Source organism: Flavobacteriales bacterium (assembly GCA_016712535.1).
Lineage (GTDB): Bacteria > Bacteroidota > Bacteroidia > Flavobacteriales_F > PHOS-HE28 > PHOS-HE28.
The window spans coordinates 1-8,057 of record JADJQW010000008.1 but is presented as its reverse complement, the minus strand read 5'-3'; the positions used below and the strand labels follow the sequence as shown (position 1 = coordinate 8,057).

The 8,057-nt window shown below is 62.0% G+C and carries 10 protein-coding genes and 2 pseudogenes; 9 read left to right on the top strand and 3 right to left on the bottom strand.

The features are described 5' to 3' along the window. The 3 genes and pseudogenes from IPK70_17565 to IPK70_17555 form a co-directional block, all read right to left on the bottom strand. Nucleotides 1–301: bifunctional nuclease family protein (locus IPK70_17565; protein ID MBK8228964.1), on the bottom strand; the 301-nt coding region annotated here is incomplete at its 3' end. Nucleotides 302–445: 144 nt separating this feature from the next. Then, nucleotides 446–1,456, bottom strand: a pseudogene (locus IPK70_17560) (electron transfer flavoprotein subunit alpha/FixB family protein). Beyond that, nucleotides 1,453–2,146: pseudogene (locus tag IPK70_17555) on the bottom strand (electron transfer flavoprotein beta subunit/FixA family protein). The pseudogenes IPK70_17560 and IPK70_17555 overlap by 4 nt, the downstream one beginning before the upstream one ends. 461 nt (nucleotides 2,147–2,607) lie before the next feature. Between IPK70_17555 and IPK70_17550 the strand changes: the two are divergent. From IPK70_17550 to IPK70_17510, 9 genes are all read left to right on the top strand, one after another. Then, nucleotides 2,608–2,949 carry a hypothetical protein gene (locus tag IPK70_17550; GenBank protein ID MBK8228963.1) on the top strand — a complete coding sequence of 114 codons (342 nt, stop codon included), beginning with the start codon at nucleotides 2,608–2,610 and terminating at the stop codon, nucleotides 2,947–2,949. Then, the gene (locus IPK70_17545; protein MBK8228962.1) at nucleotides 2,924–3,412 is read left to right on the top strand and encodes a hypothetical protein; all 489 of its coding nucleotides are present in this window, start codon (nucleotides 2,924–2,926) and stop codon (nucleotides 3,410–3,412) included. Before IPK70_17550 ends, IPK70_17545 begins: the two co-directional genes overlap by 26 nt. Nucleotides 3,413–3,879: 467 nt before the next feature. Then, nucleotides 3,880–4,134, top strand: a complete 255-nt coding sequence (locus IPK70_17540; GenBank protein ID MBK8228961.1) for a hypothetical protein — start codon at nucleotides 3,880–3,882, stop codon at nucleotides 4,132–4,134. After that, the gene (locus IPK70_17535) at nucleotides 4,104–4,787 is read left to right on the top strand and encodes a TonB-dependent receptor plug domain-containing protein (protein ID MBK8228960.1); all 684 of its coding nucleotides are present in this window, start codon (nucleotides 4,104–4,106) and stop codon (nucleotides 4,785–4,787) included. The genes IPK70_17540 and IPK70_17535 overlap by 31 nt, the downstream gene beginning before the upstream one ends. Continuing rightward, complete coding sequence (locus IPK70_17530; protein ID MBK8228959.1) at nucleotides 4,768–5,076, top strand: hypothetical protein; 309 nt, start codon at nucleotides 4,768–4,770, stop codon at nucleotides 5,074–5,076. Before IPK70_17535 ends, IPK70_17530 begins: the two co-directional genes overlap by 20 nt. 40 nt (nucleotides 5,077–5,116) lie before the next feature. Further along, the gene (locus tag IPK70_17525) at nucleotides 5,117–5,716 is read left to right on the top strand and encodes a hypothetical protein (GenBank protein ID MBK8228958.1); all 600 of its coding nucleotides are present in this window, start codon (nucleotides 5,117–5,119) and stop codon (nucleotides 5,714–5,716) included. A 17-nt stretch (nucleotides 5,717–5,733) separates the two neighbouring features. Next, nucleotides 5,734–7,308: a TonB-dependent receptor gene (locus IPK70_17520; GenBank protein MBK8228957.1), complete on the top strand. Its 1,575-nt coding sequence runs from the start codon at nucleotides 5,734–5,736 to the stop codon at nucleotides 7,306–7,308. A gap of 27 nt (nucleotides 7,309–7,335) precedes the next feature. Continuing rightward, on the top strand, nucleotides 7,336–7,701 hold the full coding sequence (locus IPK70_17515; protein ID MBK8228956.1) for a hypothetical protein: 366 nt from the start codon (nucleotides 7,336–7,338) through the stop codon (nucleotides 7,699–7,701). Then, on the top strand, nucleotides 7,653–8,057 hold a 405-nt coding region (locus IPK70_17510), incomplete at its 3' end, for a hypothetical protein (GenBank protein MBK8228955.1). The genes IPK70_17515 and IPK70_17510, both read left to right, overlap by 49 nt.

Below are 8,057 nucleotides of genomic sequence, written 5' to 3'. Positions count from 1 at the left end.
CACCTTCAGACCGGCAGCGCCGAGGATCGGCTCGTAGGTGTAGATGGGGCAATCGAAGCGCAAGGCCAGCGCGATGGCATCGCTGCTGCGTGCATCGATGGTGACCTCGCGCGCTTCCTGCTCCACTACCAATTGCGCATGGAAGATGCCTTCGACCAGATCGCTGATGATCACCCTCCTTCAGGTTGAAGCCGAGGGTGTCGGCCACATGCTTGAAGAGGTCGTGCGTGAGCGGCCGCGCCGGCTTGATGTTCTCTACTTGGATGGCGATGGCCTGGGCCTCAACGCCCCCGATGATGATGGGGAGACGTCGGTCGCCGAAGGCTTCAGCGGAGGATCAGCGCGTAAGCCCCCGGCGTGCGTGTGGCTGTACGTGATGCGGAGGAACTTCAGCTCAACCTTGTCCATGCGGTGCGCAGCGGGCCGTGAAGGTAGGATGCAGTGTTCAGTTGGCAGTGCGCAGCAGGCAGTTGGCCCCGAAGCGGCACCAACGGCCTACTGCCGAATGCCTGCTGCCAACTGGTTCAACGTTCCGCATTGAGCTTCTTCGCGGCCTCGATGAGCTTGGCAGCACCTCGAAGGCGTCGCCCACGATGCCGTAGTCCGCGACCTTGAAGAAGGGGGCCTCGGATCCTTGTCGATCACGCACATCACCTTGCTCTGGTTCACCCCGGCCAAGTGCTGAATGGCGCCGCTGATGCCGATGGCGATATAGAGGTTGGGGCGGATGGCCACGCCTGTTTGTCCCACGTGCTCGTGGTGCGGGCGCCAGTGCATGTCGGCCACCGGGCGGCTGCATGCGGTGGCTGCGCCAAGGAGTTGTGCCAGTTCTTCGACCGGAGCCCAATGCTCAGGGCCTTTCATGCCACGGCCTGCGCTCACTACCACCCGGCTTCCGGCAGGGGCACTCCGGATCCTGCCTTGCGCAACTCCTTCACGGTTATGCGCGCTGCGCCCAGGTCGCCGCTGAACTCCTCCACGACAGCGATGCCACCATTGTTCGCGATAGCGATGCTGTTGGGGGAGAGGCTGATCACCTTCACGGCGCTGCTTATCTCGACCCATGCGCGGGCCTTGCCGCTGAAAACGTTGCGGCGGAAGCGGTTCCCATCGGGCATGCCGGTGGCGCCTGCCACGAGTCCTGCTTTCAAGCGCGCTGCAACGCGGGGTGCCACGGCTTTGCCGGTGGCATCATGCACGCATACGATGGTGGTGGCGCCTTCGGCAGCGGCCACATCGCACACGAGCTTGGCCAGTTGCTGGCTGTCAACGGCCTTCACGCCGCGCGCCACGATCACCTTCTTGGCGCCGTTCGCGCCCAATGCTTCCAAGCCTTGGGCATCGCCGAAGGTGATGGCTGTGATGGGCCCGCCAGCCAATTGGTCGCGTAGGTCACGGCTTGCGCCGCTTTCGGCAGCTTGTCGCCGCGTGTATCGATGAATGCGATCGTGCTCATGGTTGAATGAATGAGGGCGGATCACCATCCGCCCGTACGGATTTCCCATCGATCACCTTGGCTTCGGTGTGCAGCAGCAGTTCGATGAGCTTCCCGGCCTCGTCGGCGGGGATCATCTTCACTGCGCCCTTGGCAGGCGGCAGCTCAAATTTCACGGTGTTTGCTGCATTGCTCACAGCGCCAGCGGCCACCACTTGCAGCGGTTTGGTGCGCGCCGCCATGATCCCACGCATGTTTGGGATGCGTTGCTCGGCCATGCCTTTGGCGGCGCTCAGGGGCGAAGGGCAATTTCACCTCCAGCACTTCAACGCCGCCGGGAACGTCGCGTCGATTGCGGCGGTATCGCCGTTGACATCAAGCTTGCTCGCGAGGGGCACATAAGGCACGTCGAGCAATTCGGCCACCATGGCGCCCACCACGCCACCGTTATGGTCGATGGTCTCTTTTCCAGCTAGCACCAGGTCGAAGCCCTTGTCCTTGGCCCAGCCCGCATCAACTCAGCCACTTGCATGGCGTCGGACGGCTGTGCGTCGATGCGCACGGCTTCATCGGCACCGATGGCCAGTCCCTTGCGGATGGTAGCCCGGTATCGGCACCGCCCACCGTGATGGTGGTTACCGAACCGCTGCCCTTGGCCTCTTTCAGCTCCAAGGCGCGCACCAGGGCGTACCATTCGTCGTAGGGGTTCATGATGAAGGTGACGCCGTTGCCATCGTATTGCGTGTCGCCGTTGGTGAAGGCGATGCGTGCGGTGGTGTCGGGCACTTTGGCTGAGCAGGACGAGGATTTTCATGCCGATGAATGAGGGCCGAAAGTAACCACCGCCCCTTGGCAGAGTTCGATCAGGCCATCTTGCTTTTCTTTGGGAAGTCGTCTTCCGCCGGACCCAATCCCTGCCCATATGAGAGCACTTCGACCCTCAACCGTCCTGTTGGCCATTTCACTTGCTCTTTGCAGCAGCGGCCAAGTGAGCAATGCGCTCCATTTCGATGGCGTGAACGATGAGGTGGTTGTGGCCAATGCCTCGGCGCAGATCGCCAATCAATCCGGCTTCAGCATCACGTGCTGGGTCTATCCCACGCAGAACGCGAACTGGCCCGACATGGAGGCCATCGCGGGCTTCCGACAATGCCCAGTGCGACTTCTACCTGTTGCAGACCTACGGCACCACCTTGGAAGGCTTACTGCGCAACAGTGCCAATCAGGTCTTCACCATCGCCACGGACAACGCGCTCACCTTGAATACCTGGCAATTCGTGGCACTCACCTACGATGGCAGCACCTTGGCCATGTACCACGATGGCGAGCTCATCGGGTCCACCGCAGCCAGCGGAACATCACCGCCAACGGGCCTGTTCCGCATCGGCAACATGCCTATCCGGGTTCCACGCAGATCTTCCTTAATGGCCGGGTGGACGAGACCACCCTTTGGCGCAGGGGCTCACGGAGGCCGAGATCCAGTGCATCATGGCCTTTGGCGCCAACACGGATGATGACGACCTGCGCTTGTACTACCGCATGGACCAAGGCGTGGCTGGCGGCAACAATGCGGGCCTCACGTCTTTGACCGATGCTGCGGGCAACATCAATGGCTCACTCGTGGGCTTCGCGCTCAATGGCGCAACGAGCAATTATGTGGAAGGCGTGCCGGGCGCTGGAACCATCTCCGCTACCATCTGCAGCGGAGAGTCTTACATCCTCAACGGGCAAGCGCTCACGCAATCGGGCACCTACACAGCGGCCATCCCAACGGCATCGGGATGCGATTCACTGGTTACGCTGAACCTCACGGTGATCCCGGTGAACGTGGGCATCGCGCAGAACGGCCACCAGCTCTTCGCGCAAGCAACGGGCGCGCAATACCAGTGGATCAACTGCCTGACGAATGCGCCTATCGCCGGTGCCACGAATTACTTCTTCATCGCTTCGGCCAATGGCCAGTATGCCGTGCCGTAACGCAGAACGGATGCACCGATACGAGCGCGTGCTTGACGGTGGTCACTGCGGAAATCGAGGAACGCGGGCTGCCGCAGGCGCGCTTGTGGCTACATGCGACCAGCGATATGCTGAATGTGGAGCTCGCGTGGCCACCGCAGAATGCCGTACTGCGCGTTCATGACCTCACCGGCCGCAAGGGCGATCGAGCGCTCATTCGCACTGCTGCACAAAGCGGCGCTGAGCACGGTTGCGCTGCCTAAGCGCTTATCGATCTCGATCGAAGCGAATGGCGATCGGCGCGATTCACGCGAGAATAGCGCAACCTCCCGGCATTTGGACGGGCACGTAACGTTGCTGCCGTTGCAGCAAGAGCCCGAGCATTCTATTCACAGTGGCATCATGCATCGCTAGCGAAGTGCTAACGATCCCCGAACATGGGCAAGGGATGCTCCCGGGCACCTTCGCGGCCCCGGTTGCCCAACTCCATGCTCCTCCGTGTCTTCCTGGCGCTGCTAAGCGCATCGTTCGCTTCTGTGCTTCTTGCCCAAGGCACCGTGCGTGGCAAGGTGGCCGACAAGTCCGGCGAGACCTTGATCGGCGCCGCAGTGGTGCTGAAGGCCGATCCTTCCAAAGGCACCACCACCGATCTCGATGGCCGCTATTCGCTCCTGATCGATGCACCCGGCCTCATGTACTGGTGGTTCGTTATGTGGGCTACGAGAACAAGGAGGTCACGGTGAGCCCAAAAGGAGGCGAGGTGCTCGTGGTGAACATCATCCTGGGCGAGAGCGCGGTGGCCTTGAAGGCGTGGAGATCGAGGCGAAGGCGGCGCACCAACGATACCTACTTGGAGCGGATGAAGATCGGCAATGCGGTGAGCATGGACTTCATCTCTCGCGATGCCATGCTCAAGACCGGCGATGGCGATGCAACGCAGGCCGTGAGGCGCATCACCGGCGTGAGCACCGTAGGCGCGTTCGTAACCGTGCGCGGCCTGGCTGACCGCTATATCGTGACCACGGTGAACGGCAGCCGCCTGCCCACGCTCGACCCGCTCACCAACAACCTGCGGCTCGACCTCTTCCCCACGGGGCTCATGGACAACATCGTGATCACCAAGACCGCCACGCCCGACCTGCCTGGCGATTGGGCCGGTGCCCTCATCAGTCTGAACACGAGCGATTACCCGGAGAAGCTGCGGGTGAGCGTGGGCACCAGCATCGGCTACAATCCCAACAGCACCTGGAAGGACATTGTGAGCGGCCGACCCGGCAAGACCGATTGGCTAGCGCGCGATGATGGCGGACGGGGCATACCTGAAGGCATTCCAGACGATGGCGGCGACTACCCGCTCTTCGTCGAACCAAACCTCTATGAGCAACTCAGCTCCTAGGCCTGGGCGGCTACCTGAGCGGTTATGGCATCACAGCCAATACGCCGGGCTACCAGGGCACCGGAACACGAGCACCAGCAACACGTTGCAGCACCTGCCGCTGGGAGTTGGGATTGCTTTCGCACCCGCACTGCTCTATAACGAGAGCGCCATCGCGCAGGCTGTGAGCGATTACAACGGCACCTACAACCTCGCGTATTTCTCTCCCACATTGAATGGGCGGCTGGCAGAACTCAACCGCAAATGGGACAACACCAATTGGCGGGTGGACACGGTGCAGGGCCAGTAGTCCAACATCCGCCAGAACTTTGCCGGGCAATCAGCTCACCTTGTTCAAGAAGAGCAAGAACCCGAAGGCATTGGGCTTCCTGGTGGGCCTGCGCTACAACCGCGAGACCGAATACGATCCGGGCTCCACCTTCATCCGCACCGGCGAGCCTTCAATGATGAGAACCCTGGCGATGAATACGGGCGCAACGCAAGCACGTGTGGCGCCATCAGGGATCACGCACAGCTGGAACGCGCTGGCCAGCCTGTCCTTGAAGCTCAACCGCAACAACAGCATCTCGCTCCTGGCTATGGCCAATGCGCTGGGCCAGGCCAATGCGCGCTATCAGCGCTTCCGCAATCCGGGCATCGGCGTGGATGAATACGCTTCTGAGGATCAGTATTACGAGCAGCGCCGCATGTTCGTATACCAGTTGAGCTCGCGGCACTTGATACCCGCCATCAACACGAAGGTGGAAGCGGACATCTCGTACACCGACGGCAACCGGGACCTGCTCGACTTCAAGGCGCTCACCTATGTTCAGCCGCCCCCGGGTGAGCCCATCACCGAAGTGGAGGCCGCGCTCACCGCGCCGACGCGCGCTTACCGCTTCCTGAATGAGACGCTCCTGGATGCGCGGCTCACGCTCGAAGTCCCCTGAGCGATGAGACGGGCCTGGTGCGCAAGCTCGGTGTCGGCGGGGCTTATTTGCGGAACGAGCGCCCCAACGGGCGGACTTCACGAGCCGTGCTCGGCGCGCCTGGCCCCGCGCAATGGGACCTCCCGGGCCGTTTCGATATGCGCGGCGATGGCCGCTTCACCTCGCTCTACCGGCCCTTCGGCACCTTTAAGGACAACGATATCGGATTGAACCGCATCATCGGCGCCTTCGCCATGGTCGATTACGCCCTCACGAAAAGGCTCCGCGCCGTTGGTGGACTGCGCGGCGAGCAAACCAACATGATCACCGACATCCGCCGCTACTACGAGCAAGGCCTGGACCCATCGGACCCTGCGCGCGGCACGGTCGGTGACGTGTCTGCTTACGGTGAGCTAACTTTGACCCGCAGCCTGCGTGGTGCCCGGTGCGCTCGACCAATGGGATTTCCTCCCAGCATCAACCTCATCTACAAGCTGAAGGACGATGACCAGGCGCCCATGAACCTGCGCCTGAACTACTTCAAATCGCTCGCCCGTCCCAGCTTCCGCGAATTCAGCGTGGTGCAGCTCTTCGACTACATCCTGGGCGCACCGGTTTATGGCAACCCGAAGCTACAGATGACCACAGCGGACAACTACGACCTGCGCATCGAACGCTTTTTCCGCAGTCGGAACAACGTGTCGGTGAGCGCCTTCCACAAGGAGTTCAAGAACCACATCGAGCTGGTCTTCACCGCATCGGGAGGCTACACCTGGCGCAACGCCATCCGCTCATCGGTCACGGGCGTTGAGGTGGAGGGCCGCGTGGGCATCCTGCGCTGGATCGAATGGCGCGGCAATGTCACGCTCATGCAATCGCAGAGCGTGCTGCGCACCACGTTGCTTGCCGAGCCGGTGGAATACACCACCAACATGTTCGGTCAGGCGCCATACATGGTGAACAGCATGCTCACCTTCAGCAGCGACAGCGCGCGCGCCAGCCTCTCCGGTGAGCAACGTAAGGGCCGAAGGTGGGCTATCAGCAACAGCGAGGTGAACCCCATGTGCATCCGCGCTTACGAGATGCCCCGGCATGGTCGATATCACGCTGAACAAGAGCTTCGTCAAGCATTGGGGCCTTCGCCTGGGCGTGCGCAACCTGCTGAATTCCCCCTTCCGCCGCGCATACCAGTTCGAGAAGGGCTATGCGGTGGATTTCGACAGCTATGCCTGGGGCACAGAGTACAGCTTAGGCCTCACCTATACCATGCGAATAACCATGCGCGGAACGTTCGTGCTGCTCCTCTGCTTCCTGTGCGCAACCATGCTGCGCGCGCAACCAGCCTTGGAAGGCGTGCTGGTGGAGACCTACTATGTGAGCGATGCCAACGACGCAACGGACATGGTAGGCGGTGGTGTACCGGAAGGCTCGGTGACCTACCGGATCCTTCCACCCATGTGAGAGGTTGCGGCCTGTTCCCGCTGTTCCGATGCGAATCACGCGCTCTCCTCACCAGCACCGCAGCCTTCTTCAATCAGGGCACCGATAGCCGCAGCTGGCCACCGGGGATCACCAACACCGCGCTGGGCGAAGGAACGGTAGCGTCGACTTAACAGCGAGCCTCCGGCCGCGCGAGCACGTTGCGCCTTGGCATCCCCAAGGCCGATGACCCCGATGGCAGCAGCGTAGGAGGCGCGAACAACGATGGCGGCAGCGCGGCCATCCCGGGCGGTCTCCTGGTGAATGGCACGCCGGAGATGGGGATCGTCCTCACCACCAGCGATGGCTTGGTGCCGCTTGGCGGTCAGCCTGCAGTGCCGCCCAGTTTCCTCGTATCCGGTGATGACCTTGATGCGGTTTTCCGCGACGAGACCACCGCTGGCGAATTCGTATCGAATGACTCGCGCATCGTGCGTGCGCCACCCCGGGCGTGCAGGGAGCAACACCGGACAACCTCGTGCTCATCGCTCAGCTCACCACCACGGGCGGGCTGGAGTTCAGGCTGAATGTGGAGATCGAGAAACCGGATGGCACCGTGCAGAAGTACGTGGCCCCAGGTGATACGCTGCTGCTTGGAGAGGAGCAGAGCGGACTGCTCGTGTACCCGCCAGATTGCGGCTGTACGGACCCCGACTTCCTCGAGTACGATCCGGCGGCCGGTTGCGACGATGGTTCGTGCGCTACGGCCATTGTCCTCGGATGCCTCGATCCTTCGGCGTGCAACTTCAGCAGCACCGCCAATTTCAACGTGCCGCAGCTCTGCTGCTATAGCATCAGCGACTGCAATGGCTTGGACCCCTACCTCGTTTGCCCCACCATCGGCATCGCGGAGGATGCATCGCAGGCCCTTCGCTTCGCACCC